General features: G+C 44.5%; 19 protein-coding genes. 12 read left to right on the top strand and 7 right to left on the bottom strand.

Annotation, left to right across the window (positions count from 1 at the left end; all coding sequences use genetic code 11):
• Positions 1–15 precede the first annotated feature (15 nt).
• The 5 genes from IP510_RS06965 to IP510_RS06945 form a co-directional block, all read right to left on the bottom strand.
• Positions 16–1,146: a DNA topoisomerase IB gene (locus IP510_RS06965; protein ID WP_194364040.1), complete on the bottom strand. Its 1,131-nt coding sequence runs from the start codon at positions 1,144–1,146 to the stop codon at positions 16–18.
• A gap of 210 nt (positions 1,147–1,356) precedes the next feature.
• Complete coding sequence (locus IP510_RS06960) at positions 1,357–1,641, bottom strand: pyrimidine/purine nucleoside phosphorylase (protein ID WP_057760713.1); 285 nt, start codon at positions 1,639–1,641, stop codon at positions 1,357–1,359.
• Positions 1,642–1,702: 61 nt separating this feature from the next.
• Positions 1,703–2,798 (bottom strand): peptide chain release factor 2 gene (prfB, locus tag IP510_RS06955; RefSeq protein WP_197177230.1). Its coding sequence is split into 2 segments (ribosomal slippage): positions 1,703–2,725 and positions 2,727–2,798, totalling 1,095 coding nucleotides; the frame shifts between segments, so codons are not numbered across the junction.
• A 125-nt stretch (positions 2,799–2,923) separates the two neighbouring features.
• A complete protein-coding gene (locus IP510_RS06950) occupies positions 2,924–3,625 on the bottom strand; it encodes an HAD family hydrolase (protein WP_194364039.1) in 702 nt (233 codons plus the stop codon).
• 159 nt (positions 3,626–3,784) lie between these two features.
• On the bottom strand, positions 3,785–4,321 hold the full coding sequence (locus IP510_RS06945; protein WP_194364038.1) for a gamma carbonic anhydrase family protein: 537 nt from the start codon (positions 4,319–4,321) through the stop codon (positions 3,785–3,787).
• A 490-nt stretch (positions 4,322–4,811) separates the two neighbouring features.
• Between IP510_RS06945 and carA the strand changes: the two genes are divergently transcribed.
• The 8 genes from carA to IP510_RS06905 all read left to right on the top strand — a co-directional run bounded on the left by carA (position 4,812) and on the right by IP510_RS06905 (position 16,553).
• Positions 4,812–6,053, top strand: coding sequence for a glutamine-hydrolyzing carbamoyl-phosphate synthase small subunit (gene carA / locus IP510_RS06940; RefSeq protein ID WP_194364037.1), 1,242 nt, complete (start codon positions 4,812–4,814; stop codon positions 6,051–6,053).
• Between the two features lie 153 nt (positions 6,054–6,206).
• A complete protein-coding gene (carB, locus tag IP510_RS06935) occupies positions 6,207–9,476 on the top strand; it encodes a carbamoyl-phosphate synthase large subunit (protein WP_194364036.1) in 3,270 nt (1,089 codons plus the stop codon).
• 376 nt (positions 9,477–9,852) lie between these two features.
• Complete coding sequence (gene greA, locus IP510_RS06930) at positions 9,853–10,329, top strand: transcription elongation factor GreA (protein WP_194364035.1); 477 nt, start codon at positions 9,853–9,855, stop codon at positions 10,327–10,329.
• A gap of 575 nt (positions 10,330–10,904) precedes the next feature.
• On the top strand, positions 10,905–11,816 hold the full coding sequence (locus tag IP510_RS06925) for a hypothetical protein (protein ID WP_194364034.1): 912 nt from the start codon (positions 10,905–10,907) through the stop codon (positions 11,814–11,816).
• A 202-nt stretch (positions 11,817–12,018) separates the two neighbouring features.
• Positions 12,019–12,600 (top strand): hypothetical protein, encoded by a 582-nt coding sequence (locus IP510_RS06920; RefSeq protein ID WP_194364033.1) that lies wholly within the window; start codon positions 12,019–12,021, stop codon positions 12,598–12,600.
• Positions 12,601–12,853: 253 nt separating this feature from the next.
• Positions 12,854–14,122 carry a putative DNA modification/repair radical SAM protein gene (locus IP510_RS06915; RefSeq protein WP_194364032.1) on the top strand — a complete coding sequence of 423 codons (1,269 nt, stop codon included), beginning with the start codon at positions 12,854–12,856 and terminating at the stop codon, positions 14,120–14,122.
• Between the two features lie 73 nt (positions 14,123–14,195).
• Entirely contained in the window at positions 14,196–15,068 is an 873-nt protein-coding gene (locus IP510_RS06910) for a TIGR03915 family putative DNA repair protein (protein WP_194364031.1), read from the top strand.
• Positions 15,069–15,221: 153 nt separating this feature from the next.
• Positions 15,222–16,553, top strand: coding sequence for a glycosyltransferase (locus IP510_RS06905; RefSeq protein WP_194364030.1), 1,332 nt, complete (start codon positions 15,222–15,224; stop codon positions 16,551–16,553).
• A 123-nt stretch (positions 16,554–16,676) separates the two neighbouring features.
• Here the strand turns inward: IP510_RS06905 and IP510_RS06900 are convergent, their stop codons facing one another.
• Positions 16,677–17,414 (bottom strand): cupin domain-containing protein, encoded by a 738-nt coding sequence (locus tag IP510_RS06900; RefSeq protein WP_194364029.1) that lies wholly within the window; start codon positions 17,412–17,414, stop codon positions 16,677–16,679.
• The gene (locus tag IP510_RS06895) at positions 17,389–18,129 is read right to left on the bottom strand and encodes a gamma-glutamyl-gamma-aminobutyrate hydrolase family protein (RefSeq protein ID WP_194364028.1); all 741 of its coding nucleotides are present in this window, start codon (positions 18,127–18,129) and stop codon (positions 17,389–17,391) included. Before IP510_RS06895 ends, IP510_RS06900 begins: the two co-directional genes overlap by 26 nt.
• Before the next feature lie 455 nt (positions 18,130–18,584).
• Between IP510_RS06895 and IP510_RS06890 the strand changes: the two genes are divergently transcribed.
• From IP510_RS06890 to aguB, 4 genes are all read left to right on the top strand, one after another.
• Entirely contained in the window at positions 18,585–19,928 is a 1,344-nt protein-coding gene (locus IP510_RS06890) for a glutamine synthetase family protein (protein WP_194364027.1), read from the top strand.
• Position 19,929: 1 nt separating this feature from the next.
• Positions 19,930–21,261 (top strand): NAD(P)/FAD-dependent oxidoreductase, encoded by a 1,332-nt coding sequence (locus tag IP510_RS06885; protein ID WP_227669547.1) that lies wholly within the window; start codon positions 19,930–19,932, stop codon positions 21,259–21,261.
• A gap of 173 nt (positions 21,262–21,434) precedes the next feature.
• A complete protein-coding gene (locus tag IP510_RS06880) occupies positions 21,435–22,928 on the top strand; it encodes a Na+/H+ antiporter NhaC family protein (protein WP_194364025.1) in 1,494 nt (497 codons plus the stop codon).
• A gap of 161 nt (positions 22,929–23,089) precedes the next feature.
• Positions 23,090–23,959, top strand: coding sequence for an N-carbamoylputrescine amidase (gene aguB, locus IP510_RS06875; RefSeq protein WP_194364024.1), 870 nt, complete (start codon positions 23,090–23,092; stop codon positions 23,957–23,959).
• Positions 23,960–23,974: the final 15 nt, after the last annotated feature.

The raw sequence follows: 23,974 nt of genomic DNA, 5'->3' as shown, positions 1-23,974 counted from the left end.
TCTAAAACCTCACCCTTAAACATCAGCCCTTAAAAACACTAACAATGCTTTCTCTTCACAGCTTTGGTATTTCTTGGTTCGACCGCGGCGTGCTTGTTTGTAAGTCTCAAAAAACTGCCCTGCCAAAAAACGCTCAATGACAATGGGGTGAATATAAGAGGCACGGCATACGGTCGGCGTGTTACCCAGCTCTGCTGCCACACTTTTTACCATATCAGTAACTAATTGCTGTCGCTCAGTGCTTTCTGGTGCACTATCTAGTATGCTAGCGCCTGCAGACGTTTGTAGTTCGTCATATAGGTAGCTTGCCGCAAGCACACTCGCCATCCATGTGCGAAAATCCTTTGCGCTGTATAGCTTGCTTTCACAGTCCATGCCGCACGTATGCATGCGTAAGTAGTCATTGATATCGCTACTGTCGACGACTTGCTTATGTCCGTTGTCATCTAGATATTTGAATATCTGATAGCCTGGCAGCTCAGAACATGCCTGCACGATATCAATCAAACGCTCGTCTTGTAGCTCAATATGATGCTCTTTTGCGCTTTTTCCGACGAAATCAAACGCCAGTCCATTGTCGGTTTCACTGACATGCTTGCTGCGTAGCGTACTCAGGCCATAGCTTTTATTTTGCTTGGCGTAGCGACTGTTACCGATACGAATCAGTGTCGTCTCAAGCAATTTGACGATGGCTGCCAAAACATTGGTACGTGACAGGGATTCAGTCTCTAAATCTATCTCGACTTGTGCGCGTAGGTTGGGTAGCACTTCTGCAAATCCTATCATCGCATCAAACTTTGCTTGGTCACGAATATTGTTCCATGACGGATGATACAAGTATTGCTTACGAGATTTCTCGTCTCTTCCGGTCGATTGCAGATGGCCTTTTTCATCTTGGCATATCCACACCTCTGACCACATAGGCGGTATCACCAACGCATCAAAACGCTGACGCAGCGCTTTGTCTTTTATGGTTTTGCCCGTCGCATCACGATAAGTAAAGCCGCGACCCCAACGTCTGCGCTCGTAGCCTGGTTCGTCGTCACTCACATAACGTAAATTGGCACGGCGTGCGAGATGCTCATAATCATGGCGCACATCTCTTGTACTCGCCTGCTCGCTTGTCTTTACTTTTACCTTTGCCATAAAGTCATACACCTTTGAGAATTCATGGTTTTAGCATAGTTAATGACAATAATTTTTGCTGTTTATTTGGCACAGACAAAGTGTAATGCTGTGTAAAACATAATTTTCAGGATAGTAGATTAAAATTCATCTGAAATATGACACACAAAAAACGCCAAGCATAAAATACTTGGCGTTTTTCGTTTTGATATTGCTATAACTTAGAAGTCGTTATTTACCGTATACACATAGATAAGCAGTTTCGACGTCTACTTTTACTTGGAACTTTTGGTTGGCTTCAACGGTAAACTGCTCGCCAGCGTTAAAGGTTTGCCACTCATCACTTTCTGGTAGCTTGACCGTCAATGCACCGCTCACCACACTCATGGTTTCGAATTCGCTGGTGCCAAACTCATACTCACCAATTTCCATGACACCGACAGTCGCAGGCTTAGTAGCCGTTTGAAAGGCAATAGAAGTCACTTTATCATCAAAATAATTATTAACGCTTGGCATAATTTTCCTTAATTAAATATTGATTACTATTTTAAAACGGCTGCTTGTTTAAAACTGCTGCTTACAATCCTGCTTTTAGACTCGCTTCAATAAACTGATCAAGGTCACCATCTAGCACAGCACCCGTGTTAAAGGTCTCAACACCGGTACGCAAGTCTTTGATACGTGAGTCATCAAGCACGTACGAGCGAATTTGACTGCCCCAGCCGACATCAGATTTACCATCTTCAACTGCTTGCTGTGATTCCATACGTTTTTGCATTTCTAGCTCATAGAGCTTAGCACGTAGCATCTTCATCGCCGTGGCCTTGTTACCATGTTGACTACGCTCATTCTGACAGGTCACTACTACGCCCGATGGTTCATGAGTAATACGTACCGCAGAATCTGTCGTGTTTACGTGCTGACCACCAGCCCCAGATGAGCGATAGGTATCGATACGCAAATCTGCTGGATTGATATCAATCTCGACGTTGTCATCGATTTCAGGCGAGACAAACACCGCAGCAAACGAGGTATGACGACCATTATTACTATCAAATGGTGATTTACGCACTAAACGGTGAACGCCAATCTCGGTACGCAACCAACCAAACGCATAGTCGCCTTTGATCTCAATCGTTGCCGACTTAATACCAGCCACACTACCAGACGACACTTCAATCACGTCTACTTTGAAGCCATGTGCTTCTGCCCAGCGTGTATACATGCGAAGTAGCATCTCTGCCCAATCTTGCGCTTCAGTACCACCACTACCCGACTGAATATCTAGGTAGCAGTTGTTTGGGTCCATCTCACCGCTGAACATACGGCGGAACTCTAGGTCAGCCACACGTTTTTCAGCATTGTCCAGCTCAGTCTGCACATCGGCGAGCAATGACTCATCGTCTTCCTCTACCGCCAGCTCTAGCATAGCAGATGCATCTTCTAGCGTAGTTTCAAGAGAGACCACTACATCGATGACACCATCAAGATGGCTTTTTTCTTTGTTAATCTTGGTCGCACGCTCTGGATCGTTCCATAGCTCTGGGTTTTCTAACTCCAAATTGACTTCTTCTAAGCGCTCTTGCTTACCATCGAAGTCAAAGATACCTCCGCAAATCCTGCCCACGCTCTGATAAATCTTTAATCTGTTCTTGATACGGATTGATTTCCATAAATATTCCTGTTTTTCTAATAAAAATAAATAACGAATGTGGCGCTATTTTAAATGAGATTGAGGCTAAATGGTTCGCTAATTATCGCTATTGCTAATGTTGCTACTATTACTGGATTGGACAGCCTATATTGACCAATCTTCTACTGCCCAGCGATGCGCCAGAGCATGCGCATGCAGCGCGTCATCAGGTGACACGCAAACGGCCACATCTGCCCATTCGAGCAATGGGATGTCGTTCTTAGAATCTGAATACGCATACGTTTTTTCAAAGGTAACACCAGCTAACTGCTGCTTATTCACCCATTTGTCTAGATGATATATCTTACCTTCTTTAAAATTGGGCTTGTCCGCTAACTCACCTGTATAGCGATTGTCTTTTATCTCGAGCGGTGTTGATAACACATTGGCGGCTTCTATACCAAAACGTTTGGCAATGGCAGAGACCACAAAATCATTGGTCGCAGAAATAATCACGACTTCGTGTCCTTGCTCAATGTGCTGACACAACACTTCCATCGCTTTTGGGCGAATATGTGGCTCGATTTCGCTTTTGATATAGTCTTCTCTTAGCTCATCAAGTCTATCAAGCGGCAAACTGCTCAAAAACTGTGCGACAAACTCATTGTACTCTGTCGCGTCTAGTGTGCCTTCGATATAGTCATTATAAAACTTCTGATTGGCAGTGCGGTACTGCGCCTCATCGACAAGGTCATGCTTTACGATATACTCGCCCCAGAGATAATCACTATCGACATCAAGTAAGGTATGATCTAAATCAAATAATGCCAGTTGCTTTTGTTGTGTTTGTGCTTGATTTGCCTGCATGATGAGACCTTATCGTTAGTTGCAAAAAAATATGAATCGTTTAATAAAACTGGGTACAGTTGTGTATTAAGGATGAGTACATCATTTAAATAGCACATCAATTAAATACAGCGCGCACCCTATAGTCTATCTATTTAAAATTAGCTCGTGTACTTACCCTTAGTCAGGCATCGCTATTTCTGTTAAGCCTGTTTTGAATTTTTGGCAACGCTCAGCATAATGTAGCGCTGACATTTTTAGCATAGCGGCTTGCTCATCTGTTAGCGTCTTGACCACTTTTGCAGGCGCGCCCATCACCAGCGAGTTATCTGGGATAACCTGACCTTCAGTAATCAAGGCTTTCGCCCCTATCAGGCAATTTTTACCGATCTTGGCATTATTGAGTACTACAGCACCAATACCAATCAAACTATTATCACCAATCTCACAACCGTGTAGCATAGCCAGATGGCCGATAGTGACGTAATTACCAATGGTCACCTTGACACCTGCATCGGTATGAATCACGCTATTCTCTTGGACATTACTATAGTCACCGATATGAATACGATCATTGTCACCGCGTATCACCGCACCAAACCACACATTGGCTTGATGACCTAAATATACATCGCCCATCACTTGCGCTGAATCTGCCACCCAACCGTTGAATGGCACAGCAAACTCAGGGGTTTTGTCTAAATACTGATAAATCATAACGATTCCTTGTCATCTTCATTATAGTTATAAAAATTGGGTTTAGTGCTGCGCTGTCCATTGTGGCAAAGCCAACTGTGAAAATCCAGCGCTATTAATATACGCTCGATGTCGAATTTGATAAAAGAAAAGGTAGCTTATATCTGCTTAGGCTATTTTTATAACGTAAGTATCTTTATAAAGTCCTTGTTATTAGCCATGAAATGACTATTAATCCAGTAAATCGGCTAGCTATAACTGTCTATTTTGTATATAATACGCAAAATCTGTGCCTAAGCGAGCGGACATGATGCAAGTTACCTATTCACTATCTAGTGGGTTTTGTAGTTTTCATCAATAATGTCTTCTCGCTTTTTTGTGGAAAATTTTTGTGTATCGCCCTTTTACTACCTTTATATGACAATAGTCAAATGCCGTAAATAAAAGGATACGGAGCAATTTTAGACCAACAAAACATGATGGCACTCACCAATAACAGCGGAGGCAATCCTTGAATTCATCGGCAGAAATACAAGCAATTTTGGCACTAGCAGACGGTACAATCTTTCGCGGTGTCAGTATCGGCAGCCTAGGTCATCGTATTGGTGAAGTGGTATTTAACACAGCCATGACAGGGTATCAAGAAATCCTAACCGATCCAAGTTATGCCCGCCAGCTGGTGACTTTGACTTACCCTCATATCGGTAATACAGGCACCAATAGTGAGGACACCGAATCTGGCAACGGCCACAAAGTATGGGCAGACGGTCTTATTATCCGTGACGCCACCATGGCAACCTCTAACTTTCGTAACTCAGAGTCACTTAGCGACTATCTACAACGTAACGAGACAGTGGCCATCGCTGAAATTGATACGCGTCAGTTGACTCGCCTATTACGTGATAAAGGTGCACAGAACGGCTGTATCATGACCGCCTCAGATGGCGAGACAATCAGCGCTGCTGATGAGCAAAAAGCGATTGAGCTGGCACAAGGGTTTGCAGGCCTCAAGGGTATGGACTTGGCAAAAGAGTGCTGTACTAAAGAAAAATTCGAATGGACAGCGGGCACATGGGATTTGTCAGACACCCTACTCAACCGTGATATTCCTGGCAGTCATGATAGCGGTACTGGCGGCTTCTTTAAGCAACTCGGCACTCACATCGATTCTAAATACAACGTCGTCGCTTATGACTTCGGTAGCAAGACCAACATCTTACGCATGCTCGTCGACCGCGGTTGTCACGTAACTGTCGTGCCAGCACAGACCCCTATCGCGGATGTGCTAGCGTTAAACCCAGATGGCATCTTCTTATCAAACGGCCCTGGCGACCCTGCTGCCTGTGATTACGCTATCGATGCGGTACGTCACATCATTGAACAAACTGATGTGCCAACGTTTGGCATCTGCTTAGGCCATCAACTGATTGGTCTGGCTAGCGGTGCAGATACCATCAAAATGAAAACTGGCCATCATGGTGCCAACCATCCAGTACAAGATCTAGCGACCGGTACGGTGATGATCACCAGTCAAAACCATGGTTTCGCGGTTGATGAAGACACCCTACCTGACAACGTTAAATCTACTCACCGTTCATTATTTGATGGTACCAACCAAGGTATCGAGCTGACCAATAAGCCTGTATTTAGCTTCCAAGGTCACCCAGAAGCCAGCCCTGGCCCACATGACTGCGCGCCATTGTTTGATAAGTTTGCGGATATGATGGCACAGTCTAAAACTGCCCAAGCGTAAATGGTTGATCATAATTAAATAATAAGTAAACGCTTGAATTGCCCATAGCGGTTCAAGCGGCATTAAATAAAGCACGGTAAGCATAAAACGCCACGAGCGTTATCAAAAATAAAGATTACTCAAATTATCACCCAAACGAAGGTAGCTCTAATTATGCCAAAACGTACCGACATAAAAAGCATTCTTATCATTGGCGCAGGCCCTATCGTCATCGGCCAAGCGTGTGAGTTTGACTATTCAGGCGCACAGGCGTGTAAAGCACTAAAAGAAGAAGGCTACCGTGTCATCTTGGTCAACTCAAACCCTGCGACCATCATGACTGACCCTGTCATGGCTGACGCGACCTATATCGAGCCGATTACTTGGCAGACGGTTGAGCAAATCATTGCCAAAGAGCGTCCTGATGCTATCTTGCCAACGATGGGCGGACAGACCGCGCTAAACTGTGCATTAGATTTAGATAAGCATGGTGTATTGACCAAGTATAACTGCGAGTTGATTGGCGCGACCAAAGACTCAATCGAGATGGCAGAAGACCGCAACTTGTTTGATAAAGCCATGAAGCGTATCGGTCTTGAGTGCCCACGCGCTGAAACGGCTGAAACCATGGAAGAAGCGTTTGCGACTCAAGAAAAAATGGGCTATCCGTGTATCATTCGTCCTTCATTCACGATGGGTGGTTCAGGCGGCGGTATCGCCTATAACCGCGATGAGTTCATTGAAATCTGTGAGCGCGGTTTTGACTTGTCTCCTAACCATCAATTGCTTATTGATGAGTCATTAATCGGTTGGAAAGAGTATGAGATGGAAGTGGTTCGTGACAAAAACGACAACTGTATCATCATCTGTGCCATCGAAAACTTTGACCCAATGGGTGTGCATACAGGCGATTCAATCACCGTTGCGCCAGCACAAACCCTGACGGATAAAGAATATCAAATCATGCGTAATGCGTCATTAGCAGTCCTACGTGAGATTGGTGTAGAAACGGGTGGCTCAAACGTCCAGTTCGGCATCAACCCTGATACGGGCCGCATGGTCGTCATCGAGATGAACCCACGTGTATCACGCTCGTCTGCCCTAGCCTCAAAAGCCACTGGCTTCCCGATTGCCAAAATCGCGGCCAAACTGGCGATTGGTTATACCCTAGATGAGTTGCAAAACGATATCACTGGTGGCAAAACGCCAGCTAGCTTTGAGCCTGCGCTTGATTATGTCGTGACCAAGATTCCTCGTTTTAACTTTGAGAAATTCGCTCAAGCAGATAATGTGCTATCAACACAAATGAAGTCAGTTGGTGAAGTTATGGCGATTGGTCGTAACTTCCAAGAGTCCATGCAAAAAGCATTACGCGGTATGGAAACTGGCAATGATGGTTTTGATGAGCAAATTGACTTTGCCGCTATCAAAGACGGTAATCTTAGTACTGACAAAGCACGCAGCGAGATTGTTAATCGTTTAACCATTCCAACCCCTGAACGCATTTATTATATTGCAGATGCCTTCCGCATCGGTATGAGTGTCGATGAAGTGTTCAATTTCACCAAGATTGACCCGTGGTTCTTGGTACAAATAGAAGACATTGTTAAAACAGAAGCCACTGTGAAATCACTTGGTTTTGGTGGACTGAACGAGAAAAACTTACGTAGCTTTAAACGTAAAGGTTTGTCAGATTTGCGTTTGGCCAAATTGCTTGGTGTCTCTCAGAAACAGCTACGCAAAAAACGTTGGGATCTAAACGTTTATCCAGTCTATAAGCGTGTGGATACCTGTGCAGCAGAATTCGCCACCAGCACCGCTTATATGTACTCAACGTACGACAGCGAATGTGAAGCCAACCCAACCAATAACAAAAAGATCATGGTCATCGGTGGCGGTCCTAACCGTATCGGTCAAGGCATCGAATTTGACTATTGCTGTGTACACGCTGCCCTTGCAATGCGTGAAGACGGCTACGAGACCATCATGGTCAACTGTAACCCTGAAACGGTTTCAACCGATTATGATACCTCTGACCGTCTCTACTTTGAGCCAATCACGCTAGAAGACGTGCTAGAAATCGTCCGTATCGAAAACCCTGATGGTGTGATCGTACAGTTTGGTGGTCAAACCCCATTGAAACTGGCTCGCGCTCTAGAAGCCGCTGGGGTCAAAATCATTGGTACTAGCCCTGATGCGATTGACCGTGCAGAAGACCGTGAACGCTTCCAGCACATGATTCAGCAATTGAACTTGGTTCAACCAACCAATGCGCTAGCGACTAGCTTAGAAGATGGTTTGGTCAAAGCAAAAGACGTTGGTTATCCATTGGTCGTACGCCCATCGTATGTCTTAGGTGGCCGCGCGATGGAAATCGTCTATAACGAAGACGAGCTAAGACATTACCTACGTACTGCGGTACAAGCCTCTAACGAAGCACCTGTCCTACTAGATCGCTTCTTAGATGACGCTATCGAAGTCGATGTTGACTGCGTGAGTGATGGCACCGATGTGGTGATTGGCGGTATCATGCAGCATATCGAACAAGCTGGCGTTCACTCAGGTGACTCAGCCTGTTCATTGCCGCCTTACTCGTTATCTGATGAGCTTTGTGATGTCATGCGCGCCCAAACGGTTGCCATGGCAAAAGAGCTAGGCGTGATTGGCCTGATGAACGTACAGTTCGCTGTAAAAGGCGAAACCGTCTATATTCTTGAGGTCAACCCACGTGCCGCACGTACCGTGCCATTTGTCTCTAAATGTATTGGCACGTCATTGGCACAGATTGCTGCTCGCTGTATGGCTGGCACCTCGCTCAAAGACCAAGGCTTTACCACTGAGATCGTTCCTGCATTCTATGCGGTCAAAGAAGCGGTATTCCCATTTGCTAAGTTCCCTGGTGTTGACCCTATCTTGAGTCCTGAGATGAAGTCAACCGGCGAAGTCATGGGCGTGGGCAAAACCTTTGGTGAAGCATTCTACAAAGCCATTATCGGTAGTAACGAGCGCTTGCCAGGCTTACCAATTGAAGGTGAGATCAAAACGGTCTTTATCTCAGTTCGTGACAGTGACAAAGCGCAAATTGCCCCTATCGCTCGCCAGCTTGCTGACTTTGGTTTTAACATCGTCTCAACCACGGGTACGCAAAAAGTACTGAGCGACGCTGGTATTGAGTGCAAGCAAATCAACAAAGTAACCGAAGGTCGCCCGCATATCGTCGATGCTTTAAAGAACGGCAACATTGATTTGATTATCAATACGACAGAAGGCAAACAGGCGCAAGAGGATTCATTCTCTATCCGCCGTAGCGCGCTACAAGGCAAAGTTTTCTACGTCACCACTTTAGGTGCGGCTGATGCCATCTGTAAGTCTTATGCGATTGAATTGCCATTTGAAGTCTATAAACTACAAGACTTACATGAACAAGCAAAGACTATTGCGTAGTTCTATTGACTTGATTGAATAATTTCAGTAGATTAGGCATAACCATTAGGCTTGCCTAAACGCCGATTCAAGCATCACTGTTTATTTGTGATTCAGTGATGCAAAATCTGCGACACCTTTACTGTAATAGACTCAAACCTGACAGACCCAAAAAGCATAGTGGCTAAACTGCGACTATGCTTTTTATTACGTAAGATTATATGCGTCTATTTTTGTATTAAGGTGAGGCCTGCTGATTCATGGCAACCCATTTGTTCATTTCGCCATCTTAATTATCATTCTTTTTATATTCATACCCATTGCAACAATACTGACACCATCTCACTATTCACTAAGAGTAGGAGGTGGTGTGGTGTTATTGGCTTAAGGAAAAAACATGCAACGTTACCCAATGACTCCGCAAGGACACGCGGCTTTAGAAGCCGAATTAAAACAGTTAAAAAGCATCGATCGTCCACGCATCACCGCATCGATTGCTGAAGCACGTGAACACGGCGATCTAAAAGAAAACGCTGAATACCATGCTGCCCGTGAGCAACAAGGGTTTTGTGAAGCACGTATTCGCGATATCGAAGCCAAGCTTGGTGGCGCACAGGTCATAGACCCTGCGACATTGACCAAAGAAGGCCGTATCGTGTTTGGCGTCAGTGTCGTGATCGAAAACATGGACACCGAAGAAGAAAAACAGTACAAAATCGTTGGCGATGATGAGGCTGACTTTAAAGCTGGCAAAATCTCAGTCAACTCACCGATCGCTCGTGGTCTGATTGGCAAGTTTGAAGGCGATGAAGTACGTATCGAGACGCCAAAAGGTGTGGTCGAATACGAAGTCATGAAAGTGATCTACGATTAGTAGAATGTGCTGTTTTGATCTTTTATAAACTTGATGTTCTTAATAATAGACAGTTTGATAAGTAGCCTTTTACATCATAGCGTTATAGATAAGAGACTCTCTAAATAGCGGCAACTTTGAACAATTGCTTCTCTAAATGACAGCTGTCTTAATCAGCTAATATTTTGAAAACGGCAATGATGTTAACAGTGATAGATACAACTGATCGCCTAAGCCCTTAATCTGTTGGATAAAATCGGTATTACGTATTGGTAGCAATTATACCGTTCTGGTTACACAATGCTGCTTTTATACATGATTTGTTTTGGCGCATAATCGTTTTAGTTTTTAGTGCAACGGGGCTTTGGTAAGAAATAACTTGCTGCCAAAAATCTTTAAGATTAGACGATTTGATGTCAGTTAATTCTGTCGCACTTTTACTCAAAATAATGATTATCTGATCATAAACACTAGCTATTGTCAGTACTGATACCCCCGTTATGTGGCATGCTTTTTGGTGTCATCTAGCGGGGATTTTTTATATCTACCGTTGTATTTTTGTCGTTTCACTTACTGCTATTTTTGAGGAATATTTTATGACCATGATGTTTTATAAGCCGACAGCACTGCATACTACATTATCTGCCATATTAACGGGCATGATACTTGCGGCCTCTTCAGCTCACGCAGCGCCCGAGATTGCCGTTAGCGCATCGGCTGGTGGTAGCACCACTGTGGTCGAGCAATACTCTGATGGCAAAACAGCCACTATTACTGCGACGCCAAACGGTATCACGATGCAAGATGGCATGCCCTATGCGGTGACCCAAACGACCACTGTGCCACGATATGTCGTTCGTCAAGGTGTCAGTAATGGTATAAACAATACTGTCGTCACTCAAGGTAGTACGACTGTCACTAGCGTGCCAGTGACCAATCGGGCGACCAATAGTGTCACCAAAGTAGACGTGATTACTACCCCTATCAGCACCGTGACGCAAGTACTTCCTGTCGCAGCAGCTACTCAGTTACCTGTGATGAACGCACCAACGACTGTCATCACAAGCCAGCCTGTAACCAATCAAATCACGACGACGACTTTAGATACCTTACAGTTGTCCCCTACTTTTAGTACACCTGGTGTCGTCAATGCAAATACCAAAGTCATGAAAATTCTAAAAAATGCCGATGGACGTGAAGTGGCCGTACCTGCCAATCATATCGCCCCTGGTGACATCATTGAATATCACACCACCTATACCAACATCACAGCGCAACCTGTCAGCAGTGTAAATGCCATCGTATCACTACCAAGTGGTGTACAAATGGTGTCGTTAAACAGCTCATTACCGACGTTTGCGACCATGGGCGGCGACACCTATCAGACCATCGGTCAAGTTGGCAATACCGTGATGGTGCAAGAAAGTTACTCTGGACTTAAGTGGGACTTGGCAAATATTAATGCCAATAGTGCTCAAACGGTGGTCATACGCGCCAAAGTTCAGTAAAAATAATTCTGAGTTTGAAACTTAAAAACTATTGAATTTGATAAAAGGTCTTGCCCTCTGGTTTAATAGTTGGCAAGACCTTTTTCTGATCAACACCTGCCCGCATTTTATCCTTAAAAAACTCACTTTTTAGATAGTCATACTCTAGGCATCCTTTTTATTATAAAATTATCGCAAACTCAATATCTGCGTAAAACGAACCATGAGCATATTGTCTATTAGAGTACTGCTATTCTGCCTGATTCCGATAGGCCTATTTGTCTTGTTTAGAGCGATTAAACTATTAAGAAACGCATTCAATGGCGATGTACTATTCACGCTGCCGTATCGGGTTAATATAGGGCGTTTTACGGTCTCAAAATCAGGGGCTTATGCCGTTTGGCACAAAGGCCCTCTGTCTAAAAGAACGCCACTTGCACAGTTTCGCCCTCACATTATAAATACGTCTACCAATAAAGAAAGCAAACTTCACAGCTCACTCCTATCTCCGCGCTCAAATAATTTTGCCACTGGCAACATGGAGCTATTTATCTTTAGAGCTGACGTTGGTCATTACGAATTAGAGCTAATATCGGGTTCGAGCACTTTTAGATTGCAAGCGATGATAGGAGGTGCCATACCTTTGGCAGATATTGATTTGAGCCAATACTCTATTGAAATTAGAGAAAGCCAATCACAGGTGCTAACGATACTATCTATTCCACTGATGCTACTTGGTGGTGCATTTATAATTGGCGGTTTAGTCATGGGATTATTAGCCGAGCAAATATTTATATCGTTATAGGTTTAGACAGTCATATGTTAAACAGTGACCCGCTATCTAATACTGACAGCGTTGGCTTTTCTTAAAACACCCTGTCTTCTTAATAGATTGTCCTAACTCACTTCTAAAAACCCTCATCACATCTATCCTGAAATCATATAGATCGGGCGACAACAGTTGTCGTTTATTATTTATATTTAATCAATAAATACAATAGCTTACTGTGTATTTTGATAAAATAACACCCTGTTCATTCATTGGTAATACGCGACTTATGGCAAACATCAATTATGAAAGATTACAGGGCAAACTCAATATCTTGGCCGATGCTGCCAAGTATGATGTCTCCTGCTCATCCTCCGCTGGTACTCGCAAAAACCAAGGCGGCGGTCTAGGCGATGCCTCAGCAACGGGTATCTGTCACAGCTATACCGAAGATGGGCGCTGCGTCAGCTTGCTAAAAATTCTTTTGACCAATCATTGTATTTATGACTGTGCTTATTGCACCTCGCGTAAAAGCAATGATACCCCACGCGCTGCATTCAGTGTCGAAGAAGTGGTTGATTTGACCATGCAGTTTTACCGCCGTAACTACATTGAGGGGTTATTCCTCAGCTCTGGTATCTTCAAGAGTGGCGACTATACGATGGAACGACTGGTCGAAGTCGCCAAACTCTTACGCACCCGTGAGCGCTTCAATGGGTATATTCATCTAAAAACCATACCCGGCGCCTCAAAAGAACTGCTGCTAGAAGCAGGGTTATATGCTGACCGTTTGAGCGTCAATATCGAGATTCCGACCAAATCAGGACTCGCTTTGCTCGCGCCAGAAAAATCGCATGACCAATTAAAAGCGCCGATGGAAACGGTAAAAGAAGAAATTATCACCATCCGTGAGAGTCGTAAAACCCACAAAAAAGCGCCTAAGTTCACGCCAGCCGGTCAAACCAGTCAAATGATAGTGGGCGCCAGCAATGAGACTGATTTGCAAGTGATTCAGCTATCGAGCCACTTCTACAAAACCTATGATCTCAAGCGCGTCTACTACTCAGGCTACGTGCCGATGCTCTCTGACAGTCGCCTCCCAGCGATTGGCACACCGGTGCCGATGGTGCGAGAGAATCGTCTATATCAAGCAGATTGGTTAATGCGTTTTTATGGTTTTGGTGCGCACGAGATTGTCGAGCCGGAGTCGCCTTTTTTGGACTTAGATTGCGACCCAAAGCTTGCTTGGGCGATACGCCATCGTGAGCATTTCCCAGTTAATATCCAGACAGCGACTTATGAGATGATCGTGCGTATCCCAGGTATCGGTACAAAGACGGCTAAAAAAATCGTCAAAGCGCGCAAGTTTAATCAGTTGACGCTATACCATTTAAAAAAGATGGGCGCAGCAGTTAACCGTGCCAAATACTTTATCGCAACGACGGGTAAAAACGAGCATCTTGCCCATTTGACTCGCGATAATTTTCGTCAATATGTACTGGCGCAAACGCAGACCAAGTTTAAAGATCAGCGTAGCGGGCAGCTGGCTTTGTTTTAAAATGACGCTTAAAAACATACTAAAAACTTTGCCACCTCACACCTGTGTCTAGTATAGAAATGTAGGATAAAACATGTCAGAACTTATCCGAAACAACGCTTACACTGTCGGTCAGTTAACGCCTAGTATCATCCTGTATGAGCCTAGCTTTGAGGGTTGGCTGAGTGCGGTATTTTATGTTTATGCCAACAAACTACAAGACGATATGGCGCTAAAGCTCACGGCGCAAGATTGTTATGTGCCCTCATTGATTGCCCAAGCAACTAACGTAGTCACTGATGCAGAACAAGCCGAGCGCGTCTTGGTAAAGCTAAATACGCTGCTGGGTCGTTCAGGTATGCGCAATATCTTGTGGGGATTTTTATCAGAGAAGGACGATATCGGCACGACATTGTTTCGGTTGGTCAAATACGCCATCGACTATCCCAATCGCCAAATCATGCAGGATTTGGGTAATTTGGACGTGCTTGAGCTGGTGCAGACAGTCAAATCTGTCGGTCGCGAGAAGCACCGTATGGAGGCATTTGTACGTTTTGAGCATACCACTGATGATATTTATTTTGCGCGTGTTGAACCGGACTTCAATGTGTTACCACTCATTGGGGAGCATTTTCGTCAGCGTTATCAAGATCAGCATTGGGCCATCTACGATCTGACTCGCGGCTATGGCATTTATTATGATAAGAGTACTAGCACACCTACGCGTCCTGCTGCACTGCAAACCATCACTGATCTTGATGACGCGGTACTCCGTAATCCTGCCAGTATTCACAGTCCTGATGAGCAGCGTTATCAGAAGTTTTGGCAAGGGTATTTTACCAACGTCAATATCAAAGAGCGCAAAAACCCCAAGCTGCATAAACAGTACCTACCGCAGCGCTATTGGAAATACTTAAGTGAAAAGCAAGTATTGCCCAATGCCGAACACCTACAAAAACGTCGCTAACACACTCTATCGATTTTGCCATTGAATGTGCTTATTGCTGTGTCTTCAAAAAACCCCAGTCCTTGTCTCCTCTTTTTATCTTGATGGTTGAGTTTTAATCGCTTTTCACTGACAATAGCAGCTTGATAATATTAACTGGTGACCCTCGCTATTATGAAAATTATGCGCCTACTGTCGTCTTTGAAGCATGATGAATCCGAGCGCGGCATTTTTCATCTTGGGCGCGCATTGGTCAAAAACGGCCACACCTCCATTATTGTGTCTAGCGCCGATGAAAATAATGATTTGGTCAGACGCCTAAAGCGTGACGGTAATCACTACCATCAGCTATACATGAACAAAAAATCTTGGCTGTCGTTGCTACAGGTCTCATCGCTGCGGCATCTGATCGAAAAATATGAGCCGGATGTCATTCATGTACACTCGCGCACCCCTGCATGGATATTGCATTTGGCACTGCGCCGTGCCCGCGTCAAGCGTCTGCCAAAAATCGTCTCGACCATGTATGGTTTTTATCCCATTAATAAATACTCCCAAGCGCTACTCAATGTCGATACGATTATCACCGTGTCAGACAGCGTCACTCAATATCTAAAAAAAGGCCTGCGCCTTGAAGATGCTGACCCCAAAGTCATTACGCGTATCTATCGCGGTATCGATACTCGGCGCTACCCTTATCGGCATAACCCTTCTGTCTATTGGCTGCGTCATACCTTTGCTGAGTACCCTGAGCTTGAGCATAAAAAATGGCTGATATTCCCAACCGTCATTGGCAATGAGTATGGCCAAGAGTGGCTCATTGACATCTTAGGCAATCTGCAAGAACAGTTCCCAAATATTCATGTCATTATTATGGATGATGATTATAAAGATGGTGATGTCGCTCACGAAGACTTCCGTCAGCGTAGCAATAGTTTGGGACTCGCTGAGCGTATCACTTATGTGGGTAGCAAACGCAATGATATGCGTGAGTGGCTATCAGCGGCCAATATTGTGATGGCGCTCGCCAATGAACCTGAATCCATCGGTATTAATGCGCTGCAAGCCATCCATCTAGGTACGCCAGTGATCGGCTGGGATCAGGCCGCCTTTAGTGAAATTCTGCAACCACTCTATCCACAAGGACTGGTCAAAAAACACAATGCCAGCTCACTTTGTAAAGCGGTCAAAAACCAGCTAGAGAGTGTGACTCGGCCTGAGATGACAAATAAATTCACAATGCGTGAAATGATTGACAAAACGCTTGAGGCCTATCAAAACTTGAATGACATGGCATTGGCACAAGAGCAAGCACAGGCCGATGCATTGGCCGTGCGCAGAATCCAAAAAAGCCTTAAAAAAGCGGCGAAGCCTGCCCTAAACGTCGCTGTGAAAAATATCGAGCCTGTTGCTAAAAATCCAAACATAAAGCTCATTAAAGAAAAACCTAAGACAGCGGATACAATAGATACAACTGAAAAAACTGAAAATAATCAACAGCCATAAGCTAAGCCTTTCATTCGATACCTAACTTTATAATCAAAAAAAAGGCCACTTCTCATTGAAGTCGCCTTTTTTGTTAACGATTTAGAACTTTAATATACCCACACTCCGAAGCCAAGCTTAGGTTTAATAAGTCGTCGGTGTGTGTGCACTGACAATACGAGTGATACTATCGGTAGGATTGATAAAGGTATGCGGCTGAATGGTATCAATCACATAGCTATCACCTTGGTTGAGCAAATAGGTGCTATCTTCAATACGGATAATAATCTTGCCCTCGATGACCGTACCAATCTCCTCACCCTCATGAGCGATTTTTTCTTCGGTTGAGCTGTTAGGCTGATAGGTCTCGATCAAAAACCCCAAGTTTCTGGTAGTGCTACAGTTATAGACCTGCTTTAGCGACACTTTGCTATTGGGTTCATTAAGCTCTAATAGATCTTTTGGCGTTACGATCACTCTAGCCTTTGGTTCTTTCCACTCGTCACTAAAGAACGTGGTCAGATCAGAACCCAATACTGTCAAAATCGCCTTTAACGTATTGACCGCTGGACTGACCTTGTTGCGCTCGATCGAGCTGATAGACGTGTTCGTCAATCCTGACAGTTTTGCCAGCTTACGTTGTGAGTAACCTTTTGCTAAACGCAGCTGGTTAATCTTTTTACCAATGTCTTCCTTCAACGATTCATCTGCTTCAGAAGTTGACGCTGTTTCAGAATCATTCAGTTCATCATCATCGATATCGTCTATTTCAATATCAGCTACCTTTTTGTCATCGACACTATCAACATCATTCTCAATATCAGTGACAGCAGTTTCTGCCTTACTTTTAGTCGTGCTATTCGGTTTGTGGTTCTCTGGCATGGTGAATAAATTCCGTGAATAGAAATTTGGACAAGCTGTCTTGCGCATAATTTAACTCAGGATGCCATTGTACACCAATCATAAATGGATGTTGTAATAAGCTGATAGCCTCTACCAAGCCATCGCGTGCTAACGCTTCGACAAATAGACGTGTGCCAACTTTGTTGATGGCCTGCTTATGTAGTGAGTTGACGTGCCATGTTTCACCGAACGCCGCCAGCCTACCCTTGGGTTGAATGATAACGTCATGTACTGGCTGATACTGCACCTCAAGCGGTTGGGTATTGTCTTCCAGATGTGGCTCATAAAACCCTTCTACCTCACGCCAGTCAGGATGCAACGTCCCCTCGAAATACACATTCATCTCTTGTAAGCCTCGGCAAACGGCCAATAGCGGAGTCCCTGTTCTGTCTGCATAAGCCAACAATTTGAAGCTTAGCTCATCACGGCCTAGATCTTGTTTGGCTTCGGTATGCGTCGCGCCATAACGCATTGGTGCGACATTGCTGTAACTGCCCGTCAATAAAATCCCATCCGCCATTTCGAGCAGTGCATCAAAGTTTTCGCTATCGGCAGCTGTGTTTGGCAGCAGTATAGGGTTACCGCCATAGAAATTTACAGCATCGATGTATTTTTGATATACCGCCTGTGCGGGCTGTCCGTCAACCATCTTATGACAAGACACAATAGCAATAATAGGTTTGGAATTTTTCATATCATTTTCTCTTGTTATAGCAAATAGACCTAGGCCGTCTATGTTGTCTAATCCCTTATTTAGCTAAAATTTAACACAAGGTCTCACAAAATGTAAACTATAAACTTCATTAATATCGGTATTTGTATTAAAAAGCTGTATTTGAGTTGTTTTAATATAATTTTAAATAAAAATTGACAATTATAGTTTTCATCCATATATTAAAAGTCATCAGCAATGATACTAAACAGAGTTTAACTTTTAGGCTTAGTAAAAACGCTTGAGAGTACAGACTATAAGTCACTAATATCGTTGACAAAAAATAAAAACATGCCCTATTCAACCAGTCATTTATCAAATGCTTATCTTTCAAGTGTTAGTTATAAATGCCACTAATAGAAAATTTAGACACAACATCCAAAACGTAGCAGCAGCAACAAACCCAGTAATTCTACAAATTCATAGGAAGAATAGACATGACGATAACCAATGGAATGGGCGAATCTGCAAACGACACAGAGTACGTTTATGTGGCAGCAGGTGATATCAATGGCTTACTTCGTGGTAAGCGCATCCCCGCCAATCAAATGGAGAAGGCAAAAGACGGAGCGATACGACTGCCATTGTCTATTTTGGGTGTCGACATCTGGGGTGCTGACGTGATTGAATCCTCTCAGTGTAATGGTGATATCGATGCCATTGCTCGCCCTACTGGTCGTGCCGCTTATCCACTTCTGAACACCAGCGCACCTTCCTCACTCCTACCTATCTGGCTCTATACCGAAGACAATGAGCCGTATTACGGTGATGCCAGACACGTTTTAGACTTTATCAGCAAAAAATTCAAAGCGCTTGGTTTGACACCAGTGATGGCGACTGAGCTTGAGTTTTATTTGGTTGACTACACAGAAGGCGAGACGCCAAAACCACCTATTCGCCCCAAGAGCGGTCTGAGATTAAACAAAACCTCTATTCTAAGCATCAATGACTTATTGCAATTCGATGAGTTTTTAGACGAAGTCTACGCCCAGTGCAAAAAGCTCGACATTCCTGTCGATGCCGCTTTGGCTGAAAATGGCTGTGGCCAGTTTGAGATTAACCTACTACACGTAGATGACCCACTAAAAGCCGCCGACGATGCGATTTTGTTTAAGCAAGTGGTCAAAGCAGTGGCCACTCGTCGCAAGCTCACCGCGACCTTTATGGCAAAACCGTTCGGCCTACAATCAGGTAATGGCTTTCATGTACATTGCAGCTTATTAGACAAAGACGGCAACAATGTCTTTGATGATGGCTCAGCGGAAGGCTCAGATATGCTGCGTCATGCCGTTGCTGGACTATTAAAAACCATGTCAGATTGCACCTTATTGTTTGCGCCACACGTGAACTCTTATCGCCGTTTTGCACCCGGTACCTTGGCACCAAACAATGTGTCATGGGGTTATGAGAACCGTACTGCCGCTGTACGTATCCCTGGTGGGGACTCAAAAGCACGCCGTATCGAGCACCGTGTGTCAGGTGCTGATGCCAATCCTTACTTAGTCTGTAGCGCAGTATTGGCAGGCATGTTATATGGCATTGAAAACAAGTTAGAGGCGCCCGAGCCCATCAATAGCATTACTTATAACGAAGAAGATCTCAAAACCTTACCGTTAGATTGGCTATCAGCCATTCGGCAGTTTGAAAACAGTGACGTCATTGATGCACTATTCCCAAGCGAGATGATTGAACTGCTGATTGCGGTTAAAAAACAAGAAGCCAAACGCTTCTCTCAGCAAGTCACCAACCTTGAATACCTCACCTATTTACAGGATGTCTAATATGTCAAATAGCAAGCCGTCTAACAACACGCGCAATATCCCGCATTATTCAGACAAAGGACAGTATCCTGATAGCTACTATGCTGCCAGTCGTAATCCTAAACCAGATAGACCAAGGCTAGAAAATGATATTCATGTTGAGATTTGCGTGGTGGGTGGTGGCTATAGTGGCCTATCAACGGCGCTGCATCTCATGGAGACAGATCACGAAGTGGTCGTGCTGGAAGGCGCACAGATTGGTTGGGGTGCATCGGGCCGCAATGGTGGTCAGATTGTCAACGGTCTAAATGCCAGCTTAGAAAAAATCAAAAGCTCTTATGGTCAACAAAACGCCGATTTTGTCGGTCAGCTCGTCACACGTGGTGGCAAAATCATTCGTCGACTAATCCAAGACTACGACATCAGCTGCGATTTGAAAGAAAAGAATATCTTTGCTGCCTTAAACAACGGGCAGTTAAGAGACTTGCAGAAAACGCATGCACTGTGGGAAAGCCATGGTATGCATGATCGCGAAATGCTAGACAAATACGGCATGCAAGAGCATATCAAGTCAGAGGCCTATGTAGGCGGGGTTATCGATCACTCAGGTGGACATTTCCATCCGCTAAATCTTGCACTTGGCGAAGCCGCTGCCATTGAATCACGTGGCGGTACTATTTATGAAAACACGCTAGTCGTTGATGTTGAATATGCTGACGACCATATCAAGGTCATCACTGAGTTTGGCACGGTCACTTGTAAGCAAGCCGTTATGTGCGGTAATGCGTACTTAAACAAAGTCATTCCTAAGCTGACTGACCGAGTCATGCCCGTATCGACGCAAATTATCGCCACCGAACCATTAGGTGACTTAGCAGATAAGCTGCTCCCAACTGACGTCTGTGTCGAAGATGTTCGCTATATCCTTGATTACTATCGCCTCTCAGCAGATAAACGCATGTTGTTTGGTGGTGGTACGGTCTACGGTGGTCAAGATCCCTCTGATATCACTGCCAAAATCAGACCAAACATGAATAAGATTTTCCCAGAGCTGCGTGATGTCAAAATCGACTATGCATGGAGTGGTAACTTTGCCTTGTCGTTTTCACGCGTACCGCAAATGGGCAAGCTACATGATCGCGTATATTTTGCCCATGGTTATAGTGGTCATGGCGTGACAGGCTCACATCTATTCGGACAGATATTGGCTGATGCAATCAATGGCAATACCAAAGAGTTCGACACCTTTGCACAAATCCCATGGATTCCTTTCCCAGGTGGCCGCGCGCTACGCGTGCCCTACTCCATGATGGGCTCATGGTGGTATGCGCTAAAAGACACGACTGGCTTATAAATAATGTGATGGCTTCAATTTTCTGCTTAATGATAAGCAAGACTTTGAAGCTATTCATGCAACAGATTGTTATTACTAACTCAATAGGAAGTCCACTCGCACTTCCTATCGATCATTATCTTAAAACAGGATCTTCTCTATATAAGCCATAATGTCACACAAGGAACGTCACCATGAACATGAAGCTCAAGGATGCTGTCGAAGGACAGTATCACAACAAGCGAGTTTTTCTCACTGTCGTAGTGGGAATAGCCATCTATCTTGCCTTTGTCTGGTTATCATCCACCCGAGATCCATCAGAATCTTGGGGTATCCTCTCCCTACTACCGACCATGCTAGTACTCATCATTGCTATCGTGTCGAGACGTCCCTTTGAGTCAATGATCGCAGGCTGTGTTGCTGGTCTTGTGATGCTCAACCCATTCGATCTGGTCTCTCCTTTTGCAGATAATATCTCAGCCGTACTCGGTAACGAAACCATTATTTGGATCGTGCTCGTTTGTGGTCTCATGGGTGGTCTGATTCAGTTGCTCGAAGTGAGTGGTTGCTTAGATGGCTTTAGTGAATGGCTCAAAAGAATCATTAAATCACGTAGACAGTCGTTACTGGCGACTTTTGCATTGGGCGTTGTGGTCTTCATTGATGACTATCTAAACTGTTTGGCCGTTTCGACATCAGTGAAAAAGCTCACGGATACTTATGGCGTATCACGTGAAAAACTCGCCTATATTGTCGATTCTACTGCTGCACCTATGTGTGTAATCGTTCCTATCTCTACATGGGCAGTCTACTTTTCAGGCCTACTAGAAGAAAACGGCGTGGCAGCAGACGGCGCTGGTATGTCTCTTTATATCAGCTCTATCCCTTTTATGGCTTATGCTTGGTTTGCCCTACTTATCGTGTTTTTGGTGGCTTACGGTATCTTAGGCGACTGGGGTCCGATGAAGCGTGCAGAGAAACGCGCGAAAGAAGGGAATCCTGTTCCAGAAGACTTTGTCGATGAACAATTGGTTTCAAATGTCAAAGCCAAACGCACGTTATCGTTCAAAGCCAATATTTTTAACTTTGCATTCCCAATGATTTTGCTTATCGTCTCAACTATTTACTTTGAAGTGGATTTATTAAGAGGCGCATTGCTTACCTGTTTTGTGACCGTTATGGTCTATTGGGCACAAGGTCTTTTGAGTTTTGAGACGCAAGTAGAGTCGATTTTTACAGGCTTTAAGGTCATGTTGTATCCATTATCGACCGTTATTGGTGGTTTCTTTTTGAAAGCCATTAACGACGAGCTTGGTATGACCATGTATGTCATTGACGCTATCTCACCGCACATGACGATTATTATCTTCCCTGCTGTTATTTTCGCTGTCATGGCTTTCTTAACTTTTGCGACCTCATCAAGCTGGGGCCTATACGTCCTTGCCATGCCGATTGTATTCCCAGTAGCAGCCGCGCTAGGTGTTAGCACGCCATTGGTCATCGGTGCTTTATTATCAGCCTCTTCATTTGGTAGTCATGCTTGCTTCTTTAGTGATTCATCACTATTAGCCGCACAAGGTGCTGGTTGTTCACCCATGCAGCATGCCTTCACGCAGTTCCCTTATGCGATGCTTGGTGCTGTGCTATCGGTTGCTACCTTCTTAGGACTTGGTTTCATGATGGCTTAACGCTAGATAGTGAGTAAAGAAGCTGCTACTGCTAAATAACTTCTTAACCACAATACGGTTTAAATACATCACTATTTAAGCCGTTACTATGACCAAACCTCACTTTTGTGACGCTTTATTTTATTCATACAAAAGATAAATTATAATCAAGGAGCTACACCATGCGATCCGTTACTGTTGCCAGCACTCAAATAGCCTGCACTTGGGACAAACAAGAAAACATCGATAAAGCAACCGCATTGGTCACTAAAGCTGCGAAAGCTGGTGCCAACATTATCTTGCTACAAGAGTTATTCGAAACCCCTTATTTTTGCCAAGTACATGATTTTGAATATTTCAACTTGGCTACCGAAGTCGAGCACAATACGGCCATCAATCATTTCAAAGAGCTGGCAAAGTCGCTTGAAGTGGTACTGCCTATCAGCTTTTATGAAAAATCAGGCAACACCTTGTTTAATAGCGTGACCATTATTGATGCCGATGGCGAAATACTGGGCACCTACCGTAAGACGCACATTCCAGATGGCATCCCTTACGCAGAGAAATTCTACTTTACGCCTGGTGACACTGGCTTTAAAGTTTGGAACACTAAGTACGGAAAAATTGGTGTGGGTATTTGCTGGGATCAATGGTTCCCTGAATGCGCACGTAGCATGGCATTGATGGGTGCAGAGATGCTGCTATATCCGACCGCGATTGGTGATGAGCCAACCCTAAACATTAACTCAACTGGCCACTGGCAGCGCTGTATGCAAGGACACTCTGCGGCTAACCTCATGCCGGTTATCGCCTCCAACCGTATTGGCGAAGAAACCATCAGCCAAAATGGTAACGACAGCACGATGCAGTTTTATGGCAGTTCGTTTATCACTGATGGGCGCGGCGAAATTATACAAGAAGCCTCAACCGATAAAAGCGAATTTATCATGGCCACGTTTGATCTGGATGCACTAGCGGAACAGCGTCGTCAATGGGGTGTGTTCCGTGACCGTCGTCCATCAATGTATGGCACATTGCTCACGCACGGCTAACTCCATTCTTCCTAT

It is taken from the genome of Psychrobacter sp. NG254 (assembly GCF_015277735.1).
Classification (GTDB): Bacteria; Pseudomonadota; Gammaproteobacteria; order Pseudomonadales; family Moraxellaceae; genus Psychrobacter.
Note: the sequence above shows the minus strand (reverse complement) of the source record. Positions and strands in the feature narration are given on the sequence as shown.

What these genes read in the sequence shown, in the direction of transcription:
- IP510_RS06915 (WP_194364032.1), top strand. Translation starts at nt 12,854, where the DNA reads ATGGCAAACATCAATTATGAAAGATTACAGGGCAAACTCAATATCTTG.
- IP510_RS06895 (WP_194364028.1), bottom strand. Translation starts at nt 18,129, where the DNA reads ATGAAAAATTCCAAACCTATTATTGCTATTGTGTCTTGTCATAAGATG.
- carB (WP_194364036.1), top strand. Translation starts at nt 6,207, where the DNA reads ATGCCAAAACGTACCGACATAAAAAGCATTCTTATCATTGGCGCAGGC.
- aguB (WP_194364024.1), top strand. Translation starts at nt 23,090, where the DNA reads ATGCGATCCGTTACTGTTGCCAGCACTCAAATAGCCTGCACTTGGGAC.
- IP510_RS06950 (WP_194364039.1), bottom strand. Translation starts at nt 3,625, where the DNA reads ATGCAGGCAAATCAAGCACAAACACAACAAAAGCAACTGGCATTATTT.
- IP510_RS06900 (WP_194364029.1), bottom strand. Translation starts at nt 17,414, where the DNA reads ATGCCAGAGAACCACAAACCGAATAGCACGACTAAAAGTAAGGCAGAA.
- IP510_RS06905 (WP_194364030.1), top strand. Translation starts at nt 15,222, where the DNA reads ATGAAAATTATGCGCCTACTGTCGTCTTTGAAGCATGATGAATCCGAG.
- IP510_RS06890 (WP_194364027.1), top strand. Translation starts at nt 18,585, where the DNA reads ATGACGATAACCAATGGAATGGGCGAATCTGCAAACGACACAGAGTAC.
- IP510_RS06960 (WP_057760713.1), bottom strand. Translation starts at nt 1,641, where the DNA reads ATGCCAAGCGTTAATAATTATTTTGATGATAAAGTGACTTCTATTGCC.
- IP510_RS06965 (WP_194364040.1), bottom strand. Translation starts at nt 1,146, where the DNA reads ATGGCAAAGGTAAAAGTAAAGACAAGCGAGCAGGCGAGTACAAGAGAT.
- IP510_RS06910 (WP_194364031.1), top strand. Translation starts at nt 14,196, where the DNA reads ATGTCAGAACTTATCCGAAACAACGCTTACACTGTCGGTCAGTTAACG.
- IP510_RS06945 (WP_194364038.1), bottom strand. Translation starts at nt 4,321, where the DNA reads ATGATTTATCAGTATTTAGACAAAACCCCTGAGTTTGCTGTGCCATTC.
- IP510_RS06880 (WP_194364025.1), top strand. Translation starts at nt 21,435, where the DNA reads ATGAACATGAAGCTCAAGGATGCTGTCGAAGGACAGTATCACAACAAG.
- IP510_RS06885 (WP_227669547.1), top strand. Translation starts at nt 19,930, where the DNA reads ATGTCAAATAGCAAGCCGTCTAACAACACGCGCAATATCCCGCATTAT.
- IP510_RS06925 (WP_194364034.1), top strand. Translation starts at nt 10,905, where the DNA reads ATGACCATGATGTTTTATAAGCCGACAGCACTGCATACTACATTATCT.
- greA (WP_194364035.1), top strand. Translation starts at nt 9,853, where the DNA reads ATGCAACGTTACCCAATGACTCCGCAAGGACACGCGGCTTTAGAAGCC.
- IP510_RS06920 (WP_194364033.1), top strand. Translation starts at nt 12,019, where the DNA reads ATGAGCATATTGTCTATTAGAGTACTGCTATTCTGCCTGATTCCGATA.